Source organism: Pilimelia terevasa, from assembly GCF_014647915.1.
Classification (GTDB): Bacteria; Actinomycetota; Actinomycetes; order Mycobacteriales; family Micromonosporaceae; genus Pilimelia; species Pilimelia terevasa.
Map to the genome: position 1 here is coordinate 1 of NZ_BMQC01000026.1, position 26,089 is coordinate 26,089.

At 67.4% G+C, this 26,089-nt stretch carries 22 protein-coding genes and 1 pseudogene; 14 read left to right on the forward strand and 9 right to left on the reverse strand.

What is annotated here, in order from left to right; all coding sequences use genetic code 11:
• Window positions 1–1,376: 1,376 nt before the first annotated feature.
• From IEY75_RS20045 to IEY75_RS20055, 3 genes are read right to left on the reverse strand one after another with little or no spacing between them, the layout of a single operon-like run.
• Entirely contained in the window at window positions 1,377–2,258 is an 882-nt protein-coding gene (locus tag IEY75_RS20045) for an ABC transporter ATP-binding protein (protein ID WP_189115950.1), read from the reverse strand.
• On the reverse strand, window positions 2,258–3,355 hold the full coding sequence (locus IEY75_RS20050) for a FecCD family ABC transporter permease (RefSeq protein WP_308425723.1): 1,098 nt from the start codon (window positions 3,353–3,355) through the stop codon (window positions 2,258–2,260). Before IEY75_RS20050 ends, IEY75_RS20045 begins: the two co-directional genes overlap by 1 nt.
• A gap of 18 nt (window positions 3,356–3,373) precedes the next feature.
• On the reverse strand, window positions 3,374–4,396 hold the full coding sequence (locus IEY75_RS20055) for an ABC transporter substrate-binding protein (RefSeq protein ID WP_189115951.1): 1,023 nt from the start codon (window positions 4,394–4,396) through the stop codon (window positions 3,374–3,376).
• Between the two features lie 386 nt (window positions 4,397–4,782).
• Here IEY75_RS20055 and IEY75_RS20060 point away from each other — a divergent pair, with 386 nt between their 5' ends.
• The 8 genes from IEY75_RS20060 to IEY75_RS20095 all read left to right on the forward strand — a co-directional run bounded on the left by IEY75_RS20060 (window position 4,783) and on the right by IEY75_RS20095 (window position 14,496).
• Entirely contained in the window at window positions 4,783–6,078 is a 1,296-nt protein-coding gene (locus tag IEY75_RS20060; RefSeq protein WP_229789950.1) for an alanine racemase, read from the forward strand.
• A 10-nt stretch (window positions 6,079–6,088) separates the two neighbouring features.
• Complete coding sequence (locus tag IEY75_RS20065) at window positions 6,089–7,072, forward strand: ornithine cyclodeaminase (protein ID WP_189115953.1); 984 nt, start codon at window positions 6,089–6,091, stop codon at window positions 7,070–7,072.
• On the forward strand, window positions 7,069–8,487 hold the full coding sequence (locus IEY75_RS20070; protein ID WP_229789951.1) for an MATE family efflux transporter: 1,419 nt from the start codon (window positions 7,069–7,071) through the stop codon (window positions 8,485–8,487). Before IEY75_RS20065 ends, IEY75_RS20070 begins: the two co-directional genes overlap by 4 nt.
• Window positions 8,484–9,623, forward strand: a complete 1,140-nt coding sequence (gene hisC / locus IEY75_RS20075) for a histidinol-phosphate transaminase (protein WP_189115954.1) — start codon at window positions 8,484–8,486, stop codon at window positions 9,621–9,623. The genes IEY75_RS20070 and hisC overlap by 4 nt, the downstream gene beginning before the upstream one ends.
• Window positions 9,620–10,603, forward strand: coding sequence for a PLP-dependent cysteine synthase family protein (locus tag IEY75_RS20080; RefSeq protein ID WP_189115955.1), 984 nt, complete (start codon window positions 9,620–9,622; stop codon window positions 10,601–10,603). The genes hisC and IEY75_RS20080 overlap by 4 nt, the downstream gene beginning before the upstream one ends.
• Before the next feature lie 1,096 nt (window positions 10,604–11,699).
• Complete coding sequence (locus tag IEY75_RS20085) at window positions 11,700–12,092, forward strand: SCO5389 family protein (RefSeq protein ID WP_189115956.1); 393 nt, start codon at window positions 11,700–11,702, stop codon at window positions 12,090–12,092.
• Between the two features lie 43 nt (window positions 12,093–12,135).
• Window positions 12,136–13,152, forward strand: a complete 1,017-nt coding sequence (locus IEY75_RS20090) for an LLM class flavin-dependent oxidoreductase (protein ID WP_189115957.1) — start codon at window positions 12,136–12,138, stop codon at window positions 13,150–13,152.
• Between the two features lie 912 nt (window positions 13,153–14,064).
• Window positions 14,065–14,496 carry a hypothetical protein gene (locus IEY75_RS20095; protein WP_189115958.1) on the forward strand — a complete coding sequence of 144 codons (432 nt, stop codon included), beginning with the start codon at window positions 14,065–14,067 and terminating at the stop codon, window positions 14,494–14,496.
• 210 nt (window positions 14,497–14,706) lie between these two features.
• Here IEY75_RS20095 and IEY75_RS20100 read toward each other — a convergent pair.
• Window positions 14,707–14,886 (reverse strand): annotated as a pseudogene (locus IEY75_RS20100) (IS3-like element ISAar45 family transposase); the annotation flags it as partial.
• A 138-nt stretch (window positions 14,887–15,024) separates the two neighbouring features.
• Window positions 15,025–15,675 carry a class I SAM-dependent methyltransferase gene (locus IEY75_RS20105; protein WP_189115959.1) on the reverse strand — a complete coding sequence of 217 codons (651 nt, stop codon included), beginning with the start codon at window positions 15,673–15,675 and terminating at the stop codon, window positions 15,025–15,027.
• 427 nt (window positions 15,676–16,102) lie between these two features.
• Here IEY75_RS20105 and IEY75_RS20110 point away from each other — a divergent pair, with 427 nt between their 5' ends.
• Together IEY75_RS20110 and IEY75_RS20115 are read left to right on the forward strand one after the other, a co-directional pair.
• Window positions 16,103–16,846 (forward strand): GAF and ANTAR domain-containing protein, encoded by a 744-nt coding sequence (locus IEY75_RS20110; RefSeq protein WP_229789952.1) that lies wholly within the window; start codon window positions 16,103–16,105, stop codon window positions 16,844–16,846.
• Window positions 16,847–16,940: 94 nt separating this feature from the next.
• Window positions 16,941–17,642: a GAF and ANTAR domain-containing protein gene (locus IEY75_RS20115; protein WP_189115960.1), complete on the forward strand. Its 702-nt coding sequence runs from the start codon at window positions 16,941–16,943 to the stop codon at window positions 17,640–17,642.
• A gap of 232 nt (window positions 17,643–17,874) precedes the next feature.
• On the opposite strand, the gene IEY75_RS20120 is transcribed toward IEY75_RS20115, so the two are convergent.
• Window positions 17,875–19,266 carry a glycosyltransferase family 4 protein gene (locus IEY75_RS20120; RefSeq protein ID WP_308425724.1) on the reverse strand — a complete coding sequence of 464 codons (1,392 nt, stop codon included), beginning with the start codon at window positions 19,264–19,266 and terminating at the stop codon, window positions 17,875–17,877.
• A 126-nt stretch (window positions 19,267–19,392) separates the two neighbouring features.
• Window positions 19,393–19,752 (reverse strand): hypothetical protein, encoded by a 360-nt coding sequence (locus tag IEY75_RS20125; protein WP_189115961.1) that lies wholly within the window; start codon window positions 19,750–19,752, stop codon window positions 19,393–19,395.
• Window positions 19,753–20,676: 924 nt separating this feature from the next.
• Between IEY75_RS20125 and IEY75_RS20130 the strand changes: the two genes are divergently transcribed.
• Complete coding sequence (locus IEY75_RS20130) at window positions 20,677–21,339, forward strand: DUF4360 domain-containing protein (protein WP_189115962.1); 663 nt, start codon at window positions 20,677–20,679, stop codon at window positions 21,337–21,339.
• A 478-nt stretch (window positions 21,340–21,817) separates the two neighbouring features.
• Here the strand turns inward: IEY75_RS20130 and IEY75_RS20135 are convergent, their stop codons facing one another.
• Both IEY75_RS20135 and IEY75_RS20140 read right to left on the reverse strand, forming a co-directional pair.
• Window positions 21,818–22,939, reverse strand: coding sequence for a glycerophosphodiester phosphodiesterase (locus IEY75_RS20135; protein WP_189115963.1), 1,122 nt, complete (start codon window positions 22,937–22,939; stop codon window positions 21,818–21,820).
• Between the two features lie 470 nt (window positions 22,940–23,409).
• Window positions 23,410–23,748 carry a peptidase inhibitor family I36 protein gene (locus tag IEY75_RS20140; protein ID WP_189115964.1) on the reverse strand — a complete coding sequence of 113 codons (339 nt, stop codon included), beginning with the start codon at window positions 23,746–23,748 and terminating at the stop codon, window positions 23,410–23,412.
• A 900-nt stretch (window positions 23,749–24,648) separates the two neighbouring features.
• Between IEY75_RS20140 and IEY75_RS20145 the strand changes: the two genes are divergently transcribed.
• From IEY75_RS20145 to IEY75_RS20150, 3 genes are all read left to right on the forward strand, one after another.
• A complete protein-coding gene (locus tag IEY75_RS20145; protein ID WP_189115969.1) occupies window positions 24,649–24,786 on the forward strand; it encodes a hypothetical protein in 138 nt (45 codons plus the stop codon).
• A 193-nt stretch (window positions 24,787–24,979) separates the two neighbouring features.
• The gene (locus IEY75_RS21145) at window positions 24,980–25,135 is read left to right on the forward strand and encodes a hypothetical protein (RefSeq protein ID WP_229789953.1); all 156 of its coding nucleotides are present in this window, start codon (window positions 24,980–24,982) and stop codon (window positions 25,133–25,135) included.
• Window positions 25,132–25,899, forward strand: coding sequence for a glycosyltransferase family 2 protein (locus IEY75_RS20150; protein ID WP_229789955.1), 768 nt, complete (start codon window positions 25,132–25,134; stop codon window positions 25,897–25,899). Before IEY75_RS21145 ends, IEY75_RS20150 begins: the two co-directional genes overlap by 4 nt.
• Window positions 25,900–26,089: the final 190 nt, after the last annotated feature.

Below are 26,089 nucleotides of genomic sequence, written 5' to 3' on the forward strand. Positions count from 1 at the left end.
TACCACCGGCGCCGACGACAACGGTCGCTGGCCCGGTTGACCCCTATCGAGTACGAGACCATCATGACTCCACCGGCCAGTCAGGCCGCCTGACTAGAACTGTCACCAGTTGGTGCAGCAGACCCGCACGCCGGCAGCGCTGGCGGTACGCCGCCGGCGAGGATCTCAACAGGTAGATCGATCCGCCCTTGGTCAGACCCTCGACGCAGCGCTGGCGGTACGCCGCCGGCGAGGATCTCAACGTCCGGGCGCAGGTCCGCGAAGACGTCGTGGTGGTGTGCAGCGCTGGCGGTACGCCGCCGGCGAGGATCTCAACTCCTTGCCGTCAGTGCGGTTGATGGTGAGCCCGGCCTGCAGCGCTGGCGGTACGCCGCCGGCGAGGATCTCAACGCGGTCGTCCCCGCGGCCGGCGTGCTGGCGGCCGGCTCGGCAGCGCTGGCAGACCGCGACGACGGCCCACAAGGAGACCGCGGCCAGCGTCCATGGCGGTGCGTCCGTGTTGCTCCGTGGTTGCTCGGCTGCCGAGCTGACAACAGACATCGTCCGAGACCAACGGAGACTGGGCGAGACCGGACCAACAATGCGAACCCGCCGAGCGCGGCACGTGCACCGTGGACACTCCACGATCACTAACAGCATCACCACAGTTGCTTTCCGCGAGAAGGCACGCACGAAATTCGGCCAGAACGCCCAACCTCGTAGCGGAGCTGCCCAGAAAGTCCGCCTCAACTCCTGTGAGTTGCCGGCCCCGCTCGCTGTTGAGGCGCGGGTCCACACACTGCCGATGAGCGGATGCACGTCAAGCTCGTGCCCGCGCGGAACGGAAAAGCGACAGGGTAAGCCCGCACGACACGGCCGCGAACACGGCTGCCGCGGCGAGGAGGGCAGGTCGGAACCTCAGTCATCGGCCATATGCCGGGCCGTCTGTTTCCGCGATGGCCGTCCTAGGGTCCCTGCGGGGCGGCGTAGCCGACGCTGGATTCGAAGATCCAGCTCATCCACGGACAGCACCGCGCCGGCCGGGGAGATGGAGTCCGCTGGTACCGCGAACCGGCAGGTGGCGGTGAGGATGGGCTAAAGGGCTACGCATCAGAGTGCAGCCCGCACGGGCCTGCACGTCGCCGTCGGCGTCCCCATCACCACCGGTACGCGCGTCCTGGGCGCGTTGTGCGTCTACGGCGACTGGGCCGAAGACCCCGAGGACTCCCTCACCACGCTACTGATTGCGTCGCCACGCAGGTCGGGCAGTACCTGGAACGGCGCCGCGCCGAGGAAAACCATCGTCGGGTGACTGACGGAACGTACGCAATCGCTGCGTCGATTCCAGACGTGTAGCTTATTTGCGTTGCGTTTCCCCTCCCAGACTCGGGCCCCAACTACGCCGATGGCTCCTGCTCGGATAAGTCAGCCGCAGCAACCACCGATTTCGCGCCGGAGCCGGCAATCAGACAGTCCCCATGTGTTGCGCTCACGGCGACATGGGATCGGGTGGCAGGAGCCACGTAGGTAACGCGGAGGATTTTCGTGGCGGGTTCGCGGTCGATGAGTACGTTGACGCCGTAAACCGACTCGATCATTTCTCGGGTTAGCACGATCTCGGGTTCGCCTGCGGCGATGACCTGTCCGTGGTCGAGGATGACGAGGTGGTCGCAGTAGCGGGCGGCCAGGTTGAGGTCGTGCAGCGCGATGATGCAGGTTACTCCGAGGGCGCCCAGCAGGTCGAGGAGTTCGAGTTGGTGGCGGATGTCGAGGTGGTTGGTGGGCTCGTCGAGGAGGATCTCGTGGGGTTGTTGGGCGAGTGCGCGGGCGAGTTGGGTGCGCTGTTTCTCGCCACCTGAGAGGGTGTGCCAGTTCCGGTGCTGTTTGTCGGCGATGTTGGTCCGTTCCAGGGCGGCGTCGACGATCTGTTGGTCGTTGGTGGTCAGCCCTTCGAAGCGGCCTCGGAAGGGTGTGCGGCCGAGTTCCACGACTTGTCGGACGCTCAGAGGGTCGTGGGCGGACACGTCTTGCTCTACGACTGCGAGCCTTCGGGCGATCGTGCGGCGGCTGAGGTCGTGCAGGCTGGTGTCGTCGTATCGGACGCTTCCTGAGTCGGGTCGGCGTAGTCCGGCGAGGATGCGTAGTAAGGAGGTCTTGCCCGAGCCGTTGGGGCCGAGGAGTCCGACGATTTTTCTGTCGTGTGCTTGGAGGTCGATGGCGTCGAGTAGGCGGTGGCCTTTGATCGACCAGGAGATGCCGGCAGTGGTGATGTGACCCATCAGGACCCCGCGCGTCGTAGGACCAGTGCGAAGGCGGGTGCTCCGAGGAGTGCGGTGATGATGCCGGCGGGCAGTTCGTGGGGTGTGAAGGCGGTGCGGGCGAAGGTGTCCACCCAGATGAGGAACATCGCGCCGGTGAGCGCGGACAGTGGCAGTAGCGTGCGGTGGGTGGGGCTGGCCATGATGCGGACGGCGTGGGGCACGAGCAGCCCGATGAAGCCGATCGCGCCGGAGGCGGCGACCGCGGCTGCGGTGGTGACGGCTGTGAGGACCATCAGCCAGATGCGGGCGGCGGTGACGTTGACGCCTAGGGCGGCTGCGGAGTCCCATCCGAAGGTGAAGGCGTCTAGTGACGATGCGAAGAACTGGATGGTGATGATCCCGATCAGGATCAGTAGGGTGGTGAGGATCACCGGCTGCCAGCGGGCTCCTGCAAGGGACCCGAGGAGCCAGTAGGTGAATCCGCGGGTTGAGTTTGCGTCGCCGCTGACTGTGAGGATGACGGACGTGACGGCGGTGAAGAACTGTGAGACGAGTACGCCGGTGAGCACGACGCGGGCCGGGTTGGAGACACGACCACCGCCGAGCAGGATGAGCAGGACACCGAACGAGACCAGGGCGCCGATGAACGCTCCGGTGGACAGGGAGATTCCGCCACCGATGCCCAACAGGAGAACAGCGACGGCTCCTGTGGAGGCGCCTGAGGAGACTCCCAGTAGGTAGGGGTCCGCCAGCGGATTCCTGGTGACCGATTGCAGGACCGCGCCTGAGACGGCGAGTGCCATGCCGACGGCGGCGGCGAGTAGTACCCGGGGAAACCGTGACTCCCAGATCAACGCATCCAGCAGCCTCGGTAGCGGTTCGGCGGGGGCTATCTGGCTGAGCCCGACGTGTCGCAGGATCGTGGAGATGACATCGAGTGGTCCGATGTTCGCGGTGCCGAACAACGACGCCGTGATAACCGATACGAGCAGGCCGGTCGTGGCTAGGACGAACAGTGCAACAGTCGATGCGTGTTTTGGCTGCGACGGTGTGGGTTGTTGTTCTGCGTTAGTTCTCGATACGCGCCTGGGAACTGGATCTTTTATCATCGTCATTTGTTCACACCCGGCTGGTCACTGGAGGGCGGCCAGCCCCTCGACAAGTGCGGGCATGGCCTGCACGCTGCCGTAGCTGGGGTCCATGTAACGGCCTGGGATGGTGATGAACCTGTTGTGCACCACCGCGTTTAGCTTGCTGGTGAGTGGGTCCTTCTTGAGTAGGTTGATCTTCTCCTGTGCGGTGTCGTTGGGCTCCCCGCGGGTCAGGTCGGCTAGGACGATGACGTCCGGGTTGCGGGCGGCGACCGCGTCCCAACTGACCTCAGCCCATTTGGTCTTGGCATCAGCGAAGATATTTTTGACGCCCACAAGCTCGGAGATGTGCTGCGGCAGGCCGCCGGGGCCGGCGGCCCACGGCGTTCCTTCGTAGGTGGAGTAGAACCACATGACGGTCGGGGTGCCCTTGATCTGCTTGGCTTTCAGAGCATTGTCGACTACGGCCTGCTGCTCGGCCACCAGCTTTTCGCCGGCGGACGGTACGTCGAAAATCTTGGCCAGGTTGCGGTATTCCTCGAACAGCAGTGTGAAGTTGGCGTTCGCCACGCTTCCGTGAGAAGTGCAGTCGAACTCGGTGAGGTAGGTCGGCACGTCCAACTTGTGTAGGTCGTCGCGCGTTCCGGACTGGTCCGCGGTGAACATGCTGGCGAACGATCCGTATACGAAGTCAGGTTGTGCTTTCAGTAGCGCCTCATGCTTGATCTCCTGGCCGGGCGCGGACAGGACTTGGATCTTCTTGTACTGCGCGGCGATCTCGGTTGGTGTCTTGTCGATCTCGTATCCCGTCCCGCTGATTTGGTCGCTGACGCCGAGGTGGATGAGAATCTCCGCTGCGGACTGGTTCAACGTGACCGCACGCTTCGGTGCGGCTTTGACGGTCATCTCAGTTCCGCAGTTCTTCATGGTCAGGGGGTAAGTCGTCGTGCCCTCAGCGGTCGCTGCGTCCTTCGTTCCTGCCTCCGGGGCGTTGTCCTTGGCACAACCAGCCAGCGGAGCCGTCAGCGCAACCGCGAGCACGATGACAACGATTCTCATTTTCATCTAACGGATGGTAGCAGCCCGCCCGAACGAGGTGAAGGCCCCGGAAGTGGCCCGGCGCACGGCGGGGCCCAGCTCAAACCATGCATCCTGCCTAACCTACTTGCAAATGATTGTCATCTTCAGGTAGGAAGTAGGCCACTGGCGGGTTACGGAGGTGCCGTGAAGGGCCGATATGCGGCAAGAGTCCGGTTAGCCCAGCGATCCTGTGTTCCTTGCACGTTGAATCTCAGCACCCGAGCGCGTCGAGGTGTCCGTTTGTCCTGCTCATCAACGGTTGCCTCGCTGTCTGAGGGCGCGGCCTCCTGGTGACAGCATCAGCGCCCGTCGCCCTCACGGCGCTCCGACACCCGGCGGTCGCCTCTCTTCTAGATGCCGAAGGGCTTCTGTTGGAGAGCCTGTTGGATGGGCTGGGGTCGCCGCTACATGTGGTGCTGCCGGAAATTTTCGAGGAGAACATCGCAGCGCTACGAACCACGTTGTCGGACGTGGGCGTCGACGCCGACATCCTGTTCGCCAAGAAGGCGAACAAGGCTGACTGCTATGTGCGGTCGGCGGCCCGGCTCGGTATCGGGGTGGACGTAGCCAGCACACCTGAGCTGGTGGGAGCACTGTCCGGCGGCGTTCCCGGCGAGCGTATCGGCGTCTCCGGGCCGGAGAAGGACGACACGCTGCACGGTCTCGCCGTCCAGCAGGGCTGTCTGGTGGCCGTGGATTCCCTCAGCGAGTTGCGTCGGCTGGCGGAGACCGCGACGCGGGCGCGCAGGCAGGTCCGGGTCCTGCTGCGATCGCGGGTAGCCAGCCAACTCCGGAGCCGGTTCGGCATGACCGCCGAGGATCTCCATGTCGCCATCGGCCTGTGTCCGGAACTTGCCGAGTTCGTGAAGCTCTGCGGGTTTTCGGTTCACCTCGTCGGATATTCCACGTCGGAACGGTCGACGGCGGCCAGGGAGCTGATCGACCACTGCGTTGATGCCAGGCGGCGTGGGTCACCGGCAGCGAGGCTGGTCAACATCGGCGGCGGGTTGCCGGTGCGGTACGTCGATCCGGGCTGCTGGGACGAGTTCAACCAGCGAAACGAGCCGGCGCACTATCACGCGAACAAGGAGTTCAGGGACTTCTACCCCTATGGGGGGCAGTCGGCGACCGCCGCCCTGCGCGAGATAATGACATCTCCGGCGGACGGGGGGCAGAGCCTAGCTGGGTGGGCGGCCCACCACGGTATCCGGTTCATGGTCGAACCCGGTCGAGCCGCATTGGACCAAGCCGGTTTCACCATTTTCCGCGTCCAGCAGGTCGATGACCGCCGGGACGCCGACGATTACGCCATCGTCACCGTGGCGGGCAGCAGCTTCAGCGTGTCCGAGCAATGGTTCAACAGCGACTATCTTCCCGATCCGCTGCTGCTGGCGGGCGACCCCGCCGTGGAGGAGGTCTTCCCCGCCTGTGTTGCAGGCTCCACCTGCCTGGAGAACGATCTGGTGACCTGGCGGAAGGTCGGCTTTCCCCGGCCTGTGCGACGCGGTGACCACCTCGTCTACCTCAACACCGCCGGCTACCAGATGGACTCCAACGAATCGCCGTTCCATGACGCTCCGCTGCCGTTGAAAGTCGTCGTGCGTCTCGGTACCGGAGGGAGTCCGCCGCGCTGGAGGTTGGACCGAATCCGAGCCGACACCGAATAGAGGAGATCTGATGGCGTTAGCCGATTATGCCCCTCCCGGACAGTTGTGGTTGCTTTCCCAGGCTCACCTCGAGGGCCTTGCCTTCAACTGCACGCAGGTACTTAAAGTGGTGGATCAGGCCTACCGGGGGATGCGCGAAGCCGGATCGAATAACCCGGTCAAGACGATCGTCGAGGCCCCGGACCACCGCTCACTGAGCTACTCGATGGTCGCCCGCGACGCCGGAAGCGACACCGTCTGCTTCAAGGCCGTCTACGAGTTCGATCCGCAGCGTACCCGGGACAGCTACCGGTTCCACTCGTTCGTCTTCCTCTGCGATGACACCACCGGCGCACCGATCGCGTTGATGGATGTGGTCAAACTCGGTCCACTGCGCTCGTCGGCCACCACCGCGCTATTCGCCCGCGCGGCCTGTCCGGACGCGCGAGCCGCGCTGGTGGTGGGCACCGGCGTACAGGGTCAGATGGCGCTGCCGATGCTGCTCGCAGCGCTGCCGAAACTCGACCGGTTGCAGGTCTTCGGCACCTATCCCGACGGGCTACGCGCGGTCCGAAACAGCGTCGAAGGCGTCGACGTGGAGATCATCGAGGATCTCCAGGCGGCGGCCGCAGAGGCCGACATCGTGATCGGCGCCGCCGGCCTGTCGGCCAAGGAAGAGGTCCGACGTGGGTCGATGAAGCCGGGCGCCATCGCCGTGCTACTCGGCTACGGCGTGCACGCGGACGTGTGCCACGGGGCGGACTACCGGATCGCCACCGACACCGCGCAGATGTACGCGACCAGCGACGACCTCCGCGCCGAGGACGGCAACCGACCGACGGTGGACGCCGAACTGCCGGACATCCTGCTCGGCCGGGCACCCGCCCGCCGCGACCCGCGCGACGTGGTGTTCGCCTACAACAGCGGAATGGCCGTGACCGACGCCGCCCTGGGCCGGTACATCGCCGACCTCGCGCACGCTGACGGGCGTGGGGAGAGGGTCACGTTCTGGTGAGCAGTACCACGACCCAGAAGAAGACCGGCATCGGGTGGACCACGAACTCACGGGCGCTGCTGACCCTCGCCTTCCCGCTCATTCTGACAAACTTCGCCTACGTCGCGCTGACCACCGTGGACATCGTGATGCTCGGCCGGCTCGGCGCGCTCGAGGTCGCCGCCGCCGGTCTGGCCATCGCACTGTTCAACCAGTTGCGCACCACCGGTACCGGGCTGGTGACAGGTGTCAGCAACCTGATCGCCGAGGCGAACGTACGCGGCGACCACACCCGGATCCGTGAATTGTCCTTCGCCGGGTTCTTCTGGGCGACGGTCAGCGGTGCAGTGTTCTGCGTGGCGCTGCTGTCCCTAGGCCCGCTGCTCATCTGGCTGGGCCAGGACCCCGCCGTGGTCGGGAAGGCCGGTGACTTCCTGACGATTCTGGCCCCGGGGATGCTGCCGTGCCTGTGGTTCCAGAACCTGCGACACGTCACCACCGGCCTGAGGAAGCCAGGTCCGCTGCTGGCGATCACCCTGGTGTCGGTCGGACTAACCATCGGTCTCAACTACGTCCTGATCTACGGCAAGCTCGGCCTGCCCGCGTTCGGCTTCGTCGGCGTCGCCATCGCCACCGTCACGGTGTTCCTGTTCTCGTTCCTGGCGTTCACCGCGGTGATCCTGCGCGACCGCACCATCCGCCAGTACCTGAGTTGGTCCGGGTCGCGGCGCTGGTCGCCGGACGCGGTCGCGTCCGTCTGGCGGCTGGGACTGCCGATCGCGGGCACCTATGCCTCGGAGGCGGGATTCTTCAGCGTACTCACGTTGTTGATCGGTACGTTCGGTGTCGGAGCGCTGGCCGCACAGACTGTCCTCAACCAGATCGTCTACATCGTCTTCATGGTTTCCGCGGGCCTCTCACACGCGGCGTCGGTGCACGTCAGCGAGGCCAGCGGGAACGCCGACTACGTCAAGGCGCGTCGGCTGGGGCTGTTGAGCCTGGCTTGGGGCGTGGTCGCGATGCTGATCGTTGCGGTCCCGTACCTGATGATCCCGGAGTCGATCGTGTCGCTGTTCATCTCAGCCGAGCACACGACGGACGCCGGCATTGTCGCACTCACCGTATCGGGGTTGCTGATCGCGGCCGGAATGCAGATCTTCGACGCCAGCCAAAACATCGGCAACGGCATCCTGCGCGGCCTGGGCGACACCGCCGGACCGTTCCGTATCTCCCTGATGGGCTACTGGCTCATCGGCCTGCCCACGAGTTACGCGCTCGGGGTCGTCGCGGACTGGGGCGTGCAAGGCGTCTGGATGGGGCAAACCATCGGACTCGCGGCGACCGCCGCCATTCTCCTGTTGGCGTTCCTGCGCCGCGTCGACCGCCTGCGGAAACCGGCGACCGATCACCCTGCCCTGGAGGCGATAATCTCATGACCGCCGTGCATCTACCTTCCGCGACCGAGGCCCTGGTGCGCCGCGAGGTGGTGGGCCTACCCGCCTACGACCCCGGCGCCGACCCCGACGAGGTGGCGCGCACCAGCGGCGTCGCCCGCATCATCAAACTCTCCAACAACGAAAGCCCTTTCGGGGCCTCGCCCACGGTCACCGCCGCAGTGTCCCGGCACCTGACCAACATCGCCCGATATCCCGACCCAACCGGAAAACGCCTGGCCGAAGCCCTCGGGCGAATCCTCGCGGTACCCACGGAGCGCATCGTGCTCGGCAACGGCTCCGAGAACATCCTGGAGCTACTGTGCCAGGCAGTGCTCAACCCGGGCGACCTGGTGGTCACCCAGGCACCCGGCTTCAGCCTGCACGAAATTTTTCCGCGCATGATGGGCGCACGGGTCGAGAAGGTCCCGGTAACCCCCCAGTTCGGGTTCGACGCCGCCGCGTGGAAGCACGCGCTGGCGGCTCCCCCGAAACTCGTCTTCCTCGCCAACCCCTGCAATCCCACCGGTGCGATGTTCACCGGCGCGGAACTGGACCAGATCGTCGATGGCACGCCGGAATCCGCTCTGCTGGTACTCGACGAGGCGTACTACGAATTCGCCCGACCCCGCCCCGACTACCCCGACGGGTTGGAGGTACTGCGCGACCGGGACCAGCCATGGATCGTGCTGCGCACCTTCTCTAAAGCCTACGGCCTGGCCGGTCTTCGGGTGGGCTACGGCGTTGCTTCCACCAGCGCACTCGTCCGGGCACTCGACCGGGTACGCACGCCCTACAACGTCAACCGAATGGCGCAGGACGCCGCCGTCGCCGCCCTGGGAGACCAGACACACCTGGCCGACACGGTACGCCGGACCGGGCTGGAGATCGCCAGAGTCGCGGCCCGGTTGCGTGGCGCGGGACTGCGCGTGGCCCCCTCCTCGACCAATTTCCTATTCATAGACACCGCGCGCCACGCGCACTCGGTCGCCCTGGAGCTGCACCGCTCGGGAATCATCGTGAAAGCGTGGCGCGAGCCCGGATACGAAAGCTTCATCCGAGCCTCGCTGGCCACCCCCGGGGAGAACGATGCCTTCGTCCGACGACTGCTCGAAATCTGCGGAAGGCAGGAACCGTGATCAAGGACAGAATTTCCGACCTGATCGGAAACACACCCCTGCTCCGACTCGCGGTGCGGGAGGGAATGGGTAATGTACTGCTGAAAATGGAGCAGTACAACCCGACCGGTACCGCTAAAATTCGCATGGCCCGCAACCTGGTGGACGAGGCCGAACAACAAGGACTACTCCAACCGGGAGGCTGGCTGGTCGAATCCACATCGGGGAACACCGGGATCGGCTTGGCGCTCATCGCCGCCGAACGGGGGTACAAATTCAGTGCGGTGGTCGACAACCACTCCTGCAGCGACAAGCAACGGTCCATGCAGGCATACGGCGCCGAACTGGTCAACGTCGGCGGTGACGACGACGGTCTGGCCACCGCCGAACGCGACGCCACGGCTGAGCGGCTGGCGGTGGACCATGGCGCCTACTGGACCGCGCAGCACCACAACCGCGGCAACCCCAACGGCTACCGGCCCCTCGCCCGCGAACTGACCGATGCGCTGGGTGAGGCGATCCACTACCTGTACGGCGCGGTCGGCACAGGCGGCTCACTTTGCGGCACTGGCCGGACCCTCCGGGAACGCATCCCGGACCTGACGATCGTCGGCGTCGAACCGCGCGGATCGGTCGTCTTCGGTGGGCCCGGCGCACCGTACTACCAATCCGGCACCGGCACACCCGAAGGAGCAGCAATCGGTGACCTCGTCGACTACGACCTAATCGACGATGGCATCAAGGTGACCGACGCGGAGGCTTTCGAAACCTGCCGCTACCTGGCCCGCCGCTACGGAATTCTGGTCGGCGGCTCAGCGGGCGGCGTGATCTACAAAGCCCTGGAACGGGCACAGACCGTGGGGCCGCAGACCACCATCGTCGTACTCGTCTGCGACGGCGGCGAAAAGTACCTGGACACCGTCTTCAACGACGACTGGATGGCGGCCGCGGGCCTGTTCGACGCACACATCGTCAACCGACTCGCCTCAATGCTCCGGTAACCCGGTGCCCACCCTCACGAGATGCTGAGAACCACCAGCCCGTGAGTTCCCCGACCGAGACCAAGAGCACGCCATTCAGAACGCTCTACGACCATTGAGGCCGAGCCCACGAACGACGGCACCCGATGTAAACACGCGTTGTCATCGGCCGTTGCAATCTTCGTCGGTACGCGGTAGCGCATGGCGAGTAAACGCGATGGCCCTAAACTTGTGTCCGGCGTGCGGCAGCCCACGGACACGAGGTTCGCGGCGGCGACGTGTTGGTGGTGATCACCGCGCTGCTGATCGTCATCATGACGCGGCGGGTACCACGTCCGACGATCAGACTCGGGCCTACAAGCGACGGGCTGAGTTCCGATGTTTGGGGAAGCAGATGGGGGCGCTTCAGACTCGCTTAGATCGTGTGTCAGTTGGGTCGTTGCTGGTCAACAGGTTGAGTCGGTCGACGCTACGGTACGCGGCCGGGGCCGCTACCGCGGCAGCGTTGCACCCCTAGGCATCGCTACGGCGCCCACGTGAGCGCCGTAGCGTCGGGAGGGCTTCCCGAACTGGAGCCCTCCCGTACATCCTGACAGACCGGGTCCCCTGGCAGAACCAATGCGCCCCCGCGTGAGACCACCGCAGCCGCGCAGTGGCGAAGAGCGCTGCAGCGGTTCGGCCCGCTCCTACGCGCGTCGTGGTCTACGCGAAGCACGCGCAGATCCGCCGAGATCTACAGATCTTCAGGCGATGACGCTGGTGAGGATCTTGTTAGAAACGGTTTTCATTGTATGATGGAACCGGTGGTGACCGGCTTCCTGTGCAGCCACGGTGGATGCCGCCTACCATCCAGATTTGTCGTGGCCTGGAGTAGCGCTGTCGTGAAGGTCGCGTTCGTGGGTAAGGTGCCAACCATTGTTGCTCGACACCATCCTCGTCAGCGTGACCGTCGCCGATGTGACTGAGGTTGGCGCACGCCCCTCGTAGCAGAGTTCCACCGGCGCAACGCCACCGCCTAAACCAACGTCAAGACCGGGCAGCACCTCGCCGCCTAGATCGACAGGAACTTCGTCCTCAGCCCAGCGGCACTGGCCGCCATCCACCGATAGGAGAAATCATGTCTCTGGATGTACCAAAGGCTCTGTTGGAACGCGCCACCGTCGGTGACGTTGACGACGCCGCGTTCATCGACTGCGTGCGCGACTCCCTGCCCTACGCCTGGAAGGTAATCAGCGAGGTCGCCGACCCCGTGGGTGCCGGCACGGTCGCGTTCGCCGATCACGAGGTCCCGCCGCCGAGTGAGACAGAGCGCGGTCAACTCCTGCGGGCCTTGGCCTCCGACGCCATCCGCGGTGGTCTGGAGCGCCACTTCGGGGTGCGGCTGGCGTTCCAGAACTGCCACCGGGTGGCCGCGTTCGCGCCGTCAGCGGTGGACAGCGACCGGTACCGTGCCTTCGTCTCCGCCCGCGGCCAGCTCCTCAACCAGTCCCCCGAGCTGCGTGACTGCTGATCAGACCACGGTCGGGGACGGGCCGTCACCCGTCCCCGACACCGTGACCTGGGACCTGTTCCTCCTTGCCGGTCAGTTCCCGGGAACCAGCCACGGTGAGGCCCTGCGTAACGCGGTCGACTACGGCATCGCCGCTGAACGTGCCGGGTTCACCGGCGTGTGGATAGCCGAGCACCATTTCATTCCCTATGGGGTGTGCCCGTCCGCGATCAGCTATTCCGCGTTTCTGCTCGGCCGTACGAACACTCTGCGGGTCGGCACCGCCGCGTGTGTCCTGTCCAACCGACACCCCGTCGCCCTGGCCGAGGAAGCCGTGCTGCTGCATGAGTTCTCCGGCGGCCGGTTCGACCTGGGTGTCGCCCGCGGCGGCCCGTGGGTGGACCTGGAGGTGTTCGGTACGGGACTGGATCGGTTCACCAACGGATTCGCCGAGTCGGTCGACCTGCTAGGACGCTGGCTGTCCGGCGCCGCACGAGTCGGGGCGGACGGGGAGCGTTTCCGGTTCCGGGCCGTGGATGTCATACCCCGCCCGCCTCGCCAGTTACCCGTGTGGATCGCGGCTACCTCCGGTGAGACCGTCGACCTGGCCGCCGCGCACGGACTGCCGCTCCTACTCGGCGTGCACGCCTCCTCCTCCGAGCACCGGGCCCTGCTCGACCGGTACGCCCACACTGCTGCCCGTCACGGTCACAATCCGTCGGCCGCACCACATGCCAGCGTGCACCTGGTCCACGTCGCCGCCACCGAGGAACGCGCTCGCCGAGACCTCCGTGCCGCCATGCCGGAATGGATCGCCACCACCGACCGGTACGTGCGCCTCGCCGCTTCCGGGCCGGGCCGCGACCCGGTGGCATACGTGGAGCACCTGCTTAGCCTCCACCCGACGGGACCCGCCACGCTGTGCCGCCAACAACTCGCCCAAGCGGCCGCGGTGACCGGGGTCCGACGCCAGCTACTGCTGGTCGAGGCCACCGGATGCCGGCGGCGGACCCTCGACACCATCGAGGCGCTGGGAGCGGTCGGTCCCCTCCCCTCCCTGTCGACCGCACAGCTCTCCTGAGCGCCACCACGCTGGCCGTACATCATCACCGCCGCTCCGGCCCGTGGCTGACCGCCGCCCCTACGCGAACCAACGCGCCGACCATGCGCGGGTACCACGCGCCGGACTGGACCTGCGCACCGGTTATGACTGTCCGACGGTCGCGCCTCGATGGTGTGGACCGGACGGCTGTAGCAGCTTGTAGGCTCTCGCCGGGTGCTGGGGCCTTACTGCGCCCCGCGCAGGCCGCCGGCAGGCCACCCACTACCCGGCGGTCATCCACCGAGCCGAGCACACCGACGAGGAGTCCGACACACAAGGCGTTGAAGGACTACATCGGCCGGTCGGCGCAGCGCCACGGCACCGCTTTCCCCGGCCGCACTAGTGCCCCGTGCGGTCAGGAGCACGCATATTTCGACACATGCATGCAGGCGTCCTGCCAGACCTCGTTGGATAGGTCGTCGCCGCCGGACACATAGTCGACCTGCGCGTCTCGCGCAGCAAGGTCCGCGCGAACTACCACGTCCTCGCCGTCGAGGACGCCGCAGAGTGGAACGCGTGCAGCACCGCCAGCGAGCTGACGACGACCAAGTCGAGGAGTTCAACCACCTCGACCCAGCTACCGCTGCGCCGCCAGAGAGTGGAACCGCGCCAGTGAACTGAAACCGCAACGCCTCGACCCTTCCGCGCCCGTGTACGGCAGCATCACCCGAACCCCCAACGGGCGTCGCGTCCAAATGCGCGCCCATGCCTGCAACGGCGCCGGAACGTACCGTGTTGCCCGCTGTGCCCTCAGTCGCCCACATACTGGCGCAACACCAAGACGACCTGAAGGTGGCGGATCTCCCACGTGCGGTTGACTCGCTGGTCATCCGGGTCTGCGGGCATCAGATGGGCGACTACCCCCGCTTTCACGTGGGTATGGTGTCGCCCATGAAGCAGCGCCTGCGCATGTCCTGGCCTCCGGTAGGCAGCTACGAGATCCAACAATGGGTACTGAACGAACCGGAGGATCTGGCGCTCCTACGGCAAGCCCTCACCGAGCAACTCGTTGAGTACCCCATCACGACCGGCGACGACCCGGACAGCGTGCTCGATGCCCTCCTGCTGGCGGCAACGGAGCTGGCCGGCCGGGCTGTAGCTCGTGGGAAAGATCCGACAGTGGTGACGCTGATGAAACACCAGGACATGTTCATCCTGGACGTCGGTGACCAATCGCTTGGCGCGGCCTCGATGGTCCAGGGCACGCAACAGTCAGCCGATGAAGGGTTGAGCTTGGCCTTCGTCGAGCGGTTCTCGCAAGACCTGGCCTGGTACGACGACGGCGATGCCACTCACGTCTGGGCCGAGCTGGGAGCGACCTGACTCTAGGGCAGGCACTCAGCGGCGCCGAGCGCCGCCAGGAACGCCAATCCGTGGACGGACAGGGCAACGTCGAACAACTACAGTCACGCCGGGCCATCGTTGCCGCCCCAAGCCGGACCGCAGCCCGCCCGCCACGAAAGGTGGCAACCCACCGGCCGGGTGGGCCAAGAATTATCTCGACCTACAGGCAGCTCGCCGCTCAACTGGGTCACGGGCGGTCCACGATCGACGGTTGAGGACGTTGTTCTGGAGCAGCCCGAAGAACGACTCCATCGCGGCGTTGTCTCCGGCTGCGCCGACCCGGCCCATCGAGCCGACCATTCCATGACGCGCCAGAGCGCGCTGTATTCTCCGGGAGCGAAAATGCGACCCGTGGTCGGTATGTAGAAGGCAGCCGGCGAGGTCGCCGCGTCGGGCGGCGGTAGTAGAACAAGAACAAATCGAATGCCTTCTCAGTTCCCGCTGGACGCACTCAACTCCGCACGAGCCGTGCCTCCCGACGCGCGATCGGCGGCAAAGTGGGTTGGCTCAGCTTCGTCGACGGGCGAGCAGGACGGTTTGTGATGTCGGCTCGGCGCCTTCAGCGCCGCGGTGCAGTTGGGCGTGGAGGTCGAATCCCGTCTCGGCGAGCACAGCGGTCAGGTACTGCGGGTCGTGGCGGTAGTTGGTGAGGGTCACTGGTTGCCCGTAGGCGTTGGTGCGCTCTACGCGCTGGCCGTCACCGGATTGGAAGGCCGTCAGCAGCCACGCGCCGGGCTTGAGTACGCGGGCGAATTCTTTCACGCAGGTCGACAGCCCGTCCGGGGCGGTGTGGATGAGGGAGTACCAGGCCAGCACGCCGCCCAGGGTGGTGTCAGGGACGGGGAGGTCCTCCAATGCGCCGATGTCGAAGCGCAGGTGAGGATAGGTTCGCCGGGCTACCTCGATCATGCCGAGGGACAGGTCGATGCCGAAGACGTCGAGGCCGCGGGTGGCGAGGTGGGCGCTGACGCGACCGGTGCCGCAGCCGGCGTCGAGGACAGGGCCGGGGGAGACGGCTGCACACCGGTCGGTGAAGTCGTTGATCATCGCGATGTCGAGGGTCGTCTCCGCGTTGAGCCTGGGCAGGAGCCGGGCGTAGTCCTGGGCGACGGTGTCGTAGCCCTGTTTCGTCTGTGGGCGGTGGTCGGTGGCGGTCACGAAGGGACACGGTACGGACGGCACGGTCCATGATCCGCGGTGGGCCGCAAACGCACTCACCCTGGCGCGAGCGAGCGCCGGCTGACGGTTGATACTGCTCGGTAAGCGCGGTGAGACTGGTTGTGCTCGCGAAGCCTCCGGGTTGAACCAGCCGACGCTGGGATCGGTCGGTCCGGCTGGCCCAGCCGGGAGTAGTGACGGGTTGGCGTCGTGATCGCGGCCCGCGTGTGGTTCGTGAAAGTTTCACTGGGTACTGCCGAAATTTGGGGCGAGTAGGGTGGGGGACCGGCACGGGGCTCGTGGCCTGCTCGTATAGCCGTCCAGTTTGTGTCGCCGCCAAGGAGGATTCGTGGGGTTGTTGGTCGGACTGCCGCGGCCGGCTGAGCAGCGGCGCCCGCTGCCGGTGTCGTGAACGGGGCATGAGTGTGTGACTAACGACGGTTTCTTCCGCGTCTGGACTCAGATTGGTAAGCACGCCCAAGGCTCCTCGGTGTCGGTGGCCCATCTGTGCGCCACCGCGATGGCGGTGGCCGGGGTCGATGGGGTCGGGGTGAGCCTGGTGGCTGGACCGGAGGCGCTGGAAGCCTTCACCACTACGGATGTGGTCGCCGCCCGGATTGAGGAACTGCAGCTCGTGCTTGGGGAGGGTCCGGCGGCGGACGCTTCGGCTGAGGGTAGGCCGGTGCTTGCGGTAGACTTGGCGACCGCAGCCTGCGCGGAGCGGTGGCCGGCGTTTGCGCCCGCCGCGTTGGCCGCTGGCGCTCGGGCGGTGATCGCCCTGCCGTTGCAGATCGGCGCGATTCGGCTGGGTGTCTTCACTCTGTACCGAGTCCGGCCCGGGGGGCTGAGCGCGTTGGAGTTGGCGGACGCGCTGGTCATCGCGGATACCGTGTGCATGCTGCTACTCGACCACGCGGCTGTCGCGGGTCCCGACGCCACGGGGCTGGCGTGGCGGGACGGCCTGCCGGGCAGTGACGCGGTGGTCCACCAGGCCACCGGGATGATTCTCGTGCAGTTGGGTGTCACGGCCGAGGTGGCCTTCGTACGGTTACGCGCGTACGCCTACGCCCAGGACCGACGACTCGGCGATGTCGCCCGTGACGTGGTCGCGCGACGGCTGCGTTTTGACCCCGACCAGAACCCCGGTGCTGGCGTAGGGGAGCCAGTCTGATGGGCACCCGGTCGTCATGGCTGCTTGCGCCCACCGGCTGGTGGAAGGTCAGACGGAGTCGTCAGGGATCGGCGTGGGGCGAGAGGGTGGAGACATGAGTGAACACAGACTGGCCGAGGTATTCGTCGAGCTGGCTGACACCCTCGTCGCAGACTTCGACCTGATCGACTTCTTGCACCGGCTCACGGTGCGGTGCGCCGGCCTGCTGGACGTGGCGGCCGCCGGCCTGCTGTTGGCCGACCAGCGCGGTGCGCTGCGCGTGGTCGCAGCCTCTACGGAGGAGACTCGGCTGCTGGAGGTCCTCCAGCTCCAGACCGACGAGGGTCCGTGTCCGGAGTGTTTCCACACCGGCCAGCCGGTCACCGTCGTGGACCTGGCCGACGCCGCGGACCAGTGGCCGCGATTCGTCACTGAGGCGCACCGGATCGGCTTCGCCTCGGTGCACGCTCTGCCGATGCGGCTGCGTACCGAGGTGGTGGGGGCGCTCAACCTGTTCGACACCCGACCCGGACGCCTCAGCCCACGCACCATCCAGCTGGGTCAGGCCCTGGCCGACGTAGCCACGATCGGACTCTTACAGGCCCGCACGATAAGCCAAAGCTCCATGCTGGCCGAGCAGCTCCAGGCCGCCCTCAACAGCCGGGTGATCATCGAACAGGCCAAGGGTGTCATCGCCGAACGGCATCAGATCGACATGGAACAGGCGTTCCTCCGGCTGCGGGCGACAGCGCGCGCCGGCAGCCGCCGCCTGTCCGACCTGTCCCGCGCCATCGTTGACGGGTCGGAACTGGTCTGAGCCCGGCGGCGTCCGCCGGCTTCTGCCCGGTCGCGGTGGCGGCTCACGGCCCGCCGACCTGGTGGACCGGCGTAGCGTGAGGGCTCTACGACCCCGCACCGCCGCGGGAAGGTCCGACCGACCTTCTTGCACCCTGCGATCACCGCTGCACCCTGCGATCACCGCTGGCCCATTTAGCCATCGGCAGCCAGCCACCGATCACCAGGTTGGCCGACATCCCTGAACCACAAACCTAGCCGGCCGTGCGGCCTTCGCCGCCGGGCCGGGCGGAGGTGGGTCTCACGGACCGCTGGGGACCGCGGTGGGAACTCGACGCCGTCAGGTGGTGCACGATGCCCGTGGGCTCCGCCGGAAGCAGGAACGTCCGCTCCGGCGCCACGGGAACGCGGGCCGCCAGCGCCTCGCGGTACGCGGCTTCGTAGCCCACCGCCAGCCGGCTCACATCGAACAACCGCCGGACCCGGTCACGGCAGGCGCCCCGGTCGATGTCACCGATCCGGCGCAGCGCCGCCGCGAGTTCATGGGGGTGGTCCACGACGAAACCGGTGACGCCGTGGGCGACCACCTCCGGCACGGCCCCGTGGCGCAACGCCACCACCGGCGTACCGCAGGCCATCGCCTCCACCATCACCATCCCGAACGGCTCCTCCCACTGCACCGGCATCACCAGACACCGAGCCCCCGCCAGCAGCGTCCTCTTGGCCGCGGCGTCCGCGATACCGAACATGGTGTCACCGGGTCCCAGCCGGGGCCGCACCTCGGCGGCGAAATACGCCTTCTCCGCCGGGTCGCTGCACCGTCCGGCGAGGATCAGCGGCACCCCCGCGGCGTGGGCGGCCTCCACCGCCAGGTGCGGCGCCTTGTCGCGGTTGAACCGGCCCAGGAACAGCGCGTAGGACCCCGCCTCGGCCCGGTACGGCCAGTCGGCCAGCCTAACGGCGTTGTGGACCGTGCGCAGCCAGGGCAGATCGGGCGCGAGCTGCCGTTGGCGGTCGCTGATCGCCACCAGATGGATGCTGTCGGCCAAGGCACGGTACAGGCCCGCGGTGTCCGCCTCGACCGGGCCGTGCATCGTCACCACCGTAGGGAGACCCATGGCCGCGTACACAGCGGCGTTCAGTGGCCCCGCCCCTGTGTGGTCGTGCACAACATCCAAACCCTTCTCCCGGACCAGACGCTGGACGGCGCGGCGGCTGCGAGCCGCGTGAATCAGCTCAGGGAACGTGTCACCAAGCCGGTCACCGATGGTGTCCGGCCACACCGACTCCATCGGTGCCGCAGTCAACGACGGCCCAGCACCGATCAGCGTGATCCGGTGACCCCGACCCACCAGCGCGTTGGCCAGGTCGGCCACCACGTTCTCGATACCGCCGTAGGCCACCGGAGGAATCCGGTAGTACGGCGGCGCGACCAACGCGACCCGCAGCTGGTCACGCACACGGCAGGACACACGAGCCTCCAGATGAAGCGGTAAACAGCGATCGTCGTGCCGACCGGCCCCGACGTGAGGCCCGTCCCCGGCACGGGGTCCCGGACCGAGCCGGTCCGGGACCCCGCTCCCCCAGGAGCGACCTCCATAGGTGCTGTTCGCCTGCTCCAGCAGGCAATGATCCGCGCCACGCAACCATGAACATCGGATCTACACCGCACCTCACAGGAAGGCCGTCAAGCACCACCGGCTGGGCCGGCTCCTCGTTCCTGCCCTGGTCCAACGCGTGATCGTCCGGGTGGACTGTCACTATGCCCTCGATCACGCACCCCGACCGGCGCCGTGAGGGGGGTTCACAGGCGGCCACATGTTCCGGCGCCGCGATCTGAGGAACATGTCAAGCAGGGGCACCTTCAAAACGTTGACCTCATACCGGCGGAGATCAGATCCGCCGGCCTGGGCGCGCGCCAGCACCCCGCGGTGGCGCTCCGCCACCCGTCGAGCCGCGATGTCGCGTACCCAGGCCGCTACGTCGGCGCTCGCCTCGTCGTGGTGACGCGCCATCACCCACACCTCAACGAGCACCGCCGCTTCCAGGCAGGCCCGCTCGGTATCGGACATAGCGGGGACATCCAACACCCCGCCATCGGAGAGCGTGCGGCACAACTCGGCGAACGCCATGTGATCACCGGCGGCGGTGCGTCGGACCAGTCCGACCAGGCCGGCTACCTGGCTCGTTTCAGGGGGTGGCCTGGGTGTCACGGAGGGCTCCCGGTTGTGGATAGCCTTGCACCAGAGGATCAAGCCATTGACGGTGCGGCGCCCGCGGCAGCCGAAGTCCTCTCGCGCCGACATGAGGCGTCAACACGCGCAGCGCGCACAGGGACGGACAATCAGAACGGACCACAGACGACGGAGCCCAGTGCGGCCGGCCACCGTGCCACCCGAATACCTGCCGCGCCGAAAACACGATCGTCAGCGGCGGTTCCGCGTCCGAGATCACCAAATCTGATTTCACGCCTCACAGGGTGCCTCCAGCGGCATGGGCGAGCGACACATGCCGGGGGCCGGGGCATAGACCTAAGTAGGCCGTACCCCACCGTACGCGCCTGCCACCCGGAGGGGCAACCCAGACGAAACCGAACAGCTGACGTACCCCGGTCGTCGTAGTGGTTCACGCGGCGGTCGGAGTGACCCGGGGAGAACCTTCGTGCTCGACCGGGGTGGATCCAGCCCAGCAAACTTCAGCGGCGCTGCCGGTGGCGGCAGATTTCGAGGTGAACAAGATCGCGACCGGCACACACCAAGGAGCGCATTGATGCCGTTGTTCTTACATGGGTCACCGCCGGCAACTGCTCCTAGGAGACGGTCGACCCTGCCCCGGCGGGCTTCGCCTTGCCGTGGGCCGTCGTGACCGATCAGGCCGGAACGTCACCATGCTGCCTGCCGATGTCGGGTGTGGCGCGGTCTGCGGGTCGGTACCTAGGGAAATGACCGATGCTGGGAGCCGGCGCCGCGGCGAGTGTGGGGGGAGCTGCGAGGCCGGGGGCACGAGCCATCGCCCTCGTCCACTACAGCAGCGCCGGCCTCTGACAGGAGATCGTCATGACAAATCCCCCGACGCGCCTCGGCGCCACGATCACGGTATTGGGCCTTGCCCTCGTCGGCGTGACCGCGCCGGCCGGCGCGGTCCCCGCCCCGTTCCCGGGCGACCCCGACGTCAAGATCGAAAGTATGTGGTTCAAGGGAACGGGCTGCCACCGGGACGACACCAGCGTCGCCCTGTCCAACGGCAACCGGGCCATCGACGTGCGGCACAGCCGCTATACGGTCAACGCCGGGCTGGTGCCGCAGGCAGACGGCACCAGCAAGTGGGTCGGCGCGGAGAGCGGGCACTGCCAGATCAACCTCAAGCTCAGCTACCCGCCCGGCCTCACTTTCGCGCTGACGTCGGCCACCGCCCGCCGCTTCGCCGACCTGGCGGGAGGCGCGAAAGTCAAGCAGATCACTACCTACTCCTTCGGGGAATCGATCGAGACCGGCCGGCTGGTATCGGATCTGACGGGCCCGATGGCCGAGGTCCACAGCCAGATCGAACAGATCCGTACCCGGTACTGGAGCGAGTGCGGAAAGACGTCGTCGATCCTCCTGAGCACCAATGTGCGGGTGGACGCCAGGGAGTCGGCGCGCGACACGTCAAGCCGCGTGAGTCTCGACGCGCGCCTGGTCGGTGACCAGCAGTACCGGTTCCAGTGGCGAACCTGCTGACGTGGCACCGCCCGGACCGGCGTGCCTACCGGTCAGCCCGGCGAACAGGCGACGTGTGGCCGGAGCGGTGACTGTGCTGAGCAGCTCCTCGATCGCCCCAACGTGAGCTGCGGTCGCGCCCGGAAAACGCCAATCTCACGAAGGCCATCACCCAAGTATGCCAGCCGGCACCCCGGCCAGTACTCCTACATGTCAGGCCGCGGCCCGTGCGGAACAACTCGATGTTCAGGCCCGCATACGGCACTCCAACAAGGTGTTAGGGCCGGCCGTGGACGAAGTTTGCAGGCTGGTAGATCGGCGCGTTGATGAGATTCATCCAGTGAAAGACTTTGCCGCCGCGGCAGCCGCCGCGGAGGGTTCGCTGCCTCGCGCTCGGTAATCAGTTAGGGCTCCCCGCACCATTACGGGAAGCGGTCCGCCCAACACCACGCCGTTGGTGCCGGTAAGCGGGGACACCCCGACGGCCCCGCACCGCTGGTCAGTTGCCGGCGTCCGCTCCATCCGCTCGGTGGTGCGCTCCCGCCGCGGTCCGTGCCAGCACGGCGATGTCCGGCTGGTCGGTGAACAGTCCGTCCACCCCTGCCCTCAGGAAGGCCACCTGCTCCGCGACGGCCCGGCCGAAGTCCCGCGGGTCGGCGCCGCACCGCAAATCGGCGGGCAGAAACTCGTTCTCCGCCCGGAACGTGTACGGGTGCACCATGAGCCCGGCCTGGTGCGCCGCCGCCACCAGTCCGGTCGGCGCGCCCAGCGTGCCGTCGGGACGGCGGGCGATGACTTGGTCCTTGGCCGGGCCGATTCCGTCGACGTACCCGCTCAGGTCGACCAGGCCCGCCGGCGTCAGGTAGTCGGCGTAGCTGCGCGAGTCGCCGTATGGGCCACCCGCAGCGCTGGTCAGGAACACCGTCGGCGTCCGGAGCCCGAGCTCCCGGCGAAGTCGGCGCAGGTTGGCCGCCTCGAACGACTGCACGTACGCCGGCGCGGCCGGTCGGTTCAGGCCGGCGCGGCGCAGCGCGGCCACCAGCGGCTCCTCCAGCGGCAGGCCCAGTGACCGGAAGTACGTGGGGTGTTTGGTCTCCGGGTACACCCCGACCGGCCGGCGCAGTTCCCGGCTCAGGCGCGCGCGTAGGTCCAGCACCTCGACGAACGTCGGTACGGTGAACCGCCCGTCGTACAGGGTGTTGTGCTGGCGCAGCCGCGGCAGTCGCTCCACCGCCCGTAGGGTCCGCAGCTCGGCGAGGGTGAAGTCGTGGGTGAACCAACCGGTCACCGGTACGCCGTCCAGGACCACTGTCCGCCGACGGTCGGCGAACTGCGGCCGCCGGGCCACGTCGGTCGTCCCGGAGATCTCCGGTTCGTGCCGGGCCACCAGCACCCCGTCGCCTGTGGCCACCAGGTCGGGTTCGAGGTAGTCGGCGCCCAGCCGGGCGGCGAGCGCGTATCCGGCCAGGGTGTGCTCAGGCCGGTACCCGCAGGCACCTCGGTGGGCGATCACCAGCGGCCCTGCGCCCGGGGCCGCCGTAGCAGGGTCGCCCGGCACTCCCACGGCCGCGGCGACAGCGGCCGCGGCGCCCGAGCCCAGCAGTCTCCGTCGCGATGTCATCTGCGTCCACCGGCCCCTCGTCGGCATCCCGCGTCCACCCGTGAGTGCAACCGAGCCGGGCGACGGCCGGGCGACGGCCAGTCGTGAGGAACGCGAACGTCACGCGTCGATGCGATACGGGCTGTCCGTGGGGCGGCAGCGCGGAAGGATCCCGTTCAGTCCGACCTGCTCAAATTGGACTGCGTTGAGCGCTTCGCTCGCGCGGAATTCGGGCGGATCTACAGATGCGCTGTACACAAGAGTTCCACGTCAAATGACGTCGTGCTGGCCATGCCTGCCGCCTTCGCTCTCCACCCGGACCAGATCACGAAGTTCAGAAGGCTACTGAGCGACCAGCGCCTCGAACGACACAGTGCCTCCAGACCCGTGTGGGCCTGGAGGCACTGTGCTGAGGCTGCTGGGTCAGCAACGTCATCTGATGCGCAGTGTCACCGATGCGGTGAGATGAACTGACTCAGCGTCGCCGAGGATCAGCGGGGACGGAAAGCACTCACCCACGTGCCGATACTGTTGTAGCCCGTCCTGTCGACGGTGATCGAGTAGCCGGTGCAGTTGTAATTTTCCCACAGCTCCACCTGGCCTTCCCGCTCCAGGCGGGCAGACCGCACTTTGTCGTTCCAGTCATCGCCTACGTAGGTGCACTGATTCACGTTACCCTGCAGCCAGGCGCCGGGGCCATTGAAGCCCGTCAGGGGGTAAACGTGAATACTACCCGCCGCCTTGGCGGTAGCAGGAGAGTGTGACGATGGGGCATTTGCCGTCGCAGGGGCAGCGATGGCGAATGCGAGACCGGTAGCCGCCGTGGTCACGGCTACGAGCGTTGATAGTGGTCGCCGGACGCTCATGTTGGCTCTCCCCGTTGTTGTCGATTGGAGTCCTCAGTAGATACCTTCTGGGTTGAGTTGACAACGAGATGATTCTCACGCCTTCCCGCCAATTAACGTCGGGTTTCGGACAGAAGCCTTCCGGCCTGTCGGGTGAACTGCGACCCTCGCATCGCCATGCGGTGATTCGGGCGTCCGTAAGATTGGCCTGCGCCGAGGTGCCGAGAAAGTTGATTGCGGCAAGGCATGGCAGAGCTGTCGTCGACACGCGAGCGAGCCTACCCTCGCCGATATGCATAGCAATCGCGCTTGGGTCGCGCCCTACGACCGGGCTGTCAGGCCGACGGCGACGGGTCAGGCGCGTGTGCAGGAGCGGCCATCGGTGGCTGGGAGGGGGGTCAAGCCGTATGTGCGCAGCGTCCTGAGTACACCGACGCTGCCGGTGCACAGCTAGCCAGGGCCGGTGGTAGCGAAGCCGACGGCGCGGACGGCCTCGGCTTGGCAGGGGAGCCGGGTGTCGATGATGTTGTAGACGGTGCGGGTGCCGGAAAAGCCGGTGTTGATCACGGCTGAACCGGCCGCCCTGCTGGAGTGCCGCCGCACGGCCGCATCGCATCGCCTGCAGTTGATCTTGACCAACGTGCGACGTGGCGTCTACCGGCTGCTGGGCATCACGGATCTCCTCGACACCTTCGGCATCGACCGGCGCCTCCCCTGCGCCGGCGACGGCGGCCCGCGGGCAGCGGCCGCCGCCGGCGCGCGTCGAGGCGGGCGGCCCGGCGGGGCGCGGTGCCGGCCGTCGACTCGGAGGTACATCACGGCCGAGGTGAGCCAGCGGCAAGGTGAGCCAGCGGCCGTGAACTGTCCACGACAGCACCGGGCCCGGTGTTGCGGGCGCTGCAGCGCATCGCGCCGACCCGCCCCCACCCCGGCACGGAGACCACAGCAGCCAGCCTCCTGCTCGGACCACCGCTGGCCATCCTCGACCGGACCCGCGACCTGCCGCGCGAGGTGCGGTCATGACAGCGGCGGACGTGGCGGCGCCGCGGGGGGCCGCCACGTCCGCCGAGCCGGCAGGCGGCCAGCGCGGGGCCGGCGACCCGCCGGTCGGCTGGCGGTGGAGTACGTCGTGCCGCTGCGCCGGGCCGACAGCACCGGCCTGTCCGAGCTGGCGTCCTAACCGCACCGGCTCGTCGACCGGGTCGACGTCACCGTCGTGGACGGCTCCCCCGACCCACTGTTCGCCGCGCACCGCCGCGCCTTCCCCGCGCGCGTGCGGTACCGGCACCCGGACCCCGCGCGCCGGTATCGCAACGGCAAGGTCACCGGAGTCGCCACCGCGCCGCCGTCGCCCGGCACCCGCACGTGGTGATCGCCGACGACGATGTTCGGTACACCCCCGACCAGCTCGTGCGGCTCGACGCGCTGCTGCACGACCACGACCTGGTCCGACCGCAGAACTACTTCTCGCCGCTGCCCTGGCACGCCTGGTGGGACACCGGCCGCACCCTCGACAACCGCGGGCTCGGCGGGGAGGACGTCCCCGGCACGCTCGCGGTACGGCGGGAGACCTTCACCGCGATGGGCGGCTACGACGGCGACGTGCTCTTCGAGAACCTGGAACTCATCCGCACCGTGCGCGCGCACGGGGGCCAGGACCGCAACGCACCGGACATCCACGTCGCCCGGAATCCGCCGACGACCGGGCGCTTCTGGTCCCGGCGCGTCCGGCAGGCGTACGACGACCACGCCCGCCCCGCCCGACCCGGCGCCGCGCTCGCTGTGCTGCCCGGCATCGGCTGCGCGGTGGCGTCGGGCGCGCGCGCCTCCTGCTGGTCGGCCTCGGGGCGCTGCTCGCCGCGGCCGAGTGGGGCCGCCGCCGGGCCGGTGGCGCCCAGGTCTTCCCGCCGGTGGCGACGCTCGCGGCGCCGGTCTGGGCGGCCGAGCGGGCGGTGTGCGCCTGGCCGGCCGTCGGCGTGCGCCTGGTCCGCGGCGGCGTCCGGTACGCCGGCCACCGCGTGTCGGTCGCCGCCCACAGCCAGCGCGAGCGCCGGGCGCACCGGCGGGACACCGCCCGGGCCGCGTGCTGACACGCCGCCCTGCCTGATGTGCCCCGGTTTTCCCGAGGTGTGTTGACGCCCCACCTCATGGGGGAACCCCCCGGGGCGTGAGCCGCGGGGGGTTCCGGGGGTGGGGGACGTTCAGCGCCAGGTGTCGTACTGGTAGAGCTTGTGGGTTTTCATGAGGGAGGTGACTTTGGTGTAGTACTGGGGGTCGGTGGCGTAGCCGGCTTTCCACATGCGGTAGAGGAATTTGTTGCTGGAGC

What these genes read in the sequence shown, in the direction of transcription:
- IEY75_RS20045 (WP_189115950.1), bottom strand. Translation starts at nt 2,258, where the DNA reads ATGGGTCACATCACCACTGCCGGCATCTCCTGGTCGATCAAAGGCCAC.
- IEY75_RS20050 (WP_308425723.1), bottom strand. Translation starts at nt 3,355, where the DNA reads ATGACGATGATAAAAGATCCAGTTCCCAGGCGCGTATCGAGAACTAAC.
- IEY75_RS20055 (WP_189115951.1), bottom strand. Translation starts at nt 4,396, where the DNA reads ATGAAAATGAGAATCGTTGTCATCGTGCTCGCGGTTGCGCTGACGGCT.
- IEY75_RS20065 (WP_189115953.1), top strand. Translation starts at nt 6,089, where the DNA reads ATGGCGTTAGCCGATTATGCCCCTCCCGGACAGTTGTGGTTGCTTTCC.
- hisC (WP_189115954.1), top strand. Translation starts at nt 8,484, where the DNA reads ATGACCGCCGTGCATCTACCTTCCGCGACCGAGGCCCTGGTGCGCCGC.
- IEY75_RS20085 (WP_189115956.1), top strand. Translation starts at nt 11,700, where the DNA reads ATGTCTCTGGATGTACCAAAGGCTCTGTTGGAACGCGCCACCGTCGGT.
- IEY75_RS20095 (WP_189115958.1), top strand. Translation starts at nt 14,065, where the DNA reads ATGAAGCAGCGCCTGCGCATGTCCTGGCCTCCGGTAGGCAGCTACGAG.
- IEY75_RS20115 (WP_189115960.1), top strand. Translation starts at nt 16,941, where the DNA reads ATGAGTGAACACAGACTGGCCGAGGTATTCGTCGAGCTGGCTGACACC.
- IEY75_RS20125 (WP_189115961.1), bottom strand. Translation starts at nt 19,752, where the DNA reads ATGGCGTTCGCCGAGTTGTGCCGCACGCTCTCCGATGGCGGGGTGTTG.
- IEY75_RS20130 (WP_189115962.1), top strand. Translation starts at nt 20,677, where the DNA reads ATGACAAATCCCCCGACGCGCCTCGGCGCCACGATCACGGTATTGGGC.
- IEY75_RS20135 (WP_189115963.1), bottom strand. Translation starts at nt 22,939, where the DNA reads ATGACATCGCGACGGAGACTGCTGGGCTCGGGCGCCGCGGCCGCTGTC.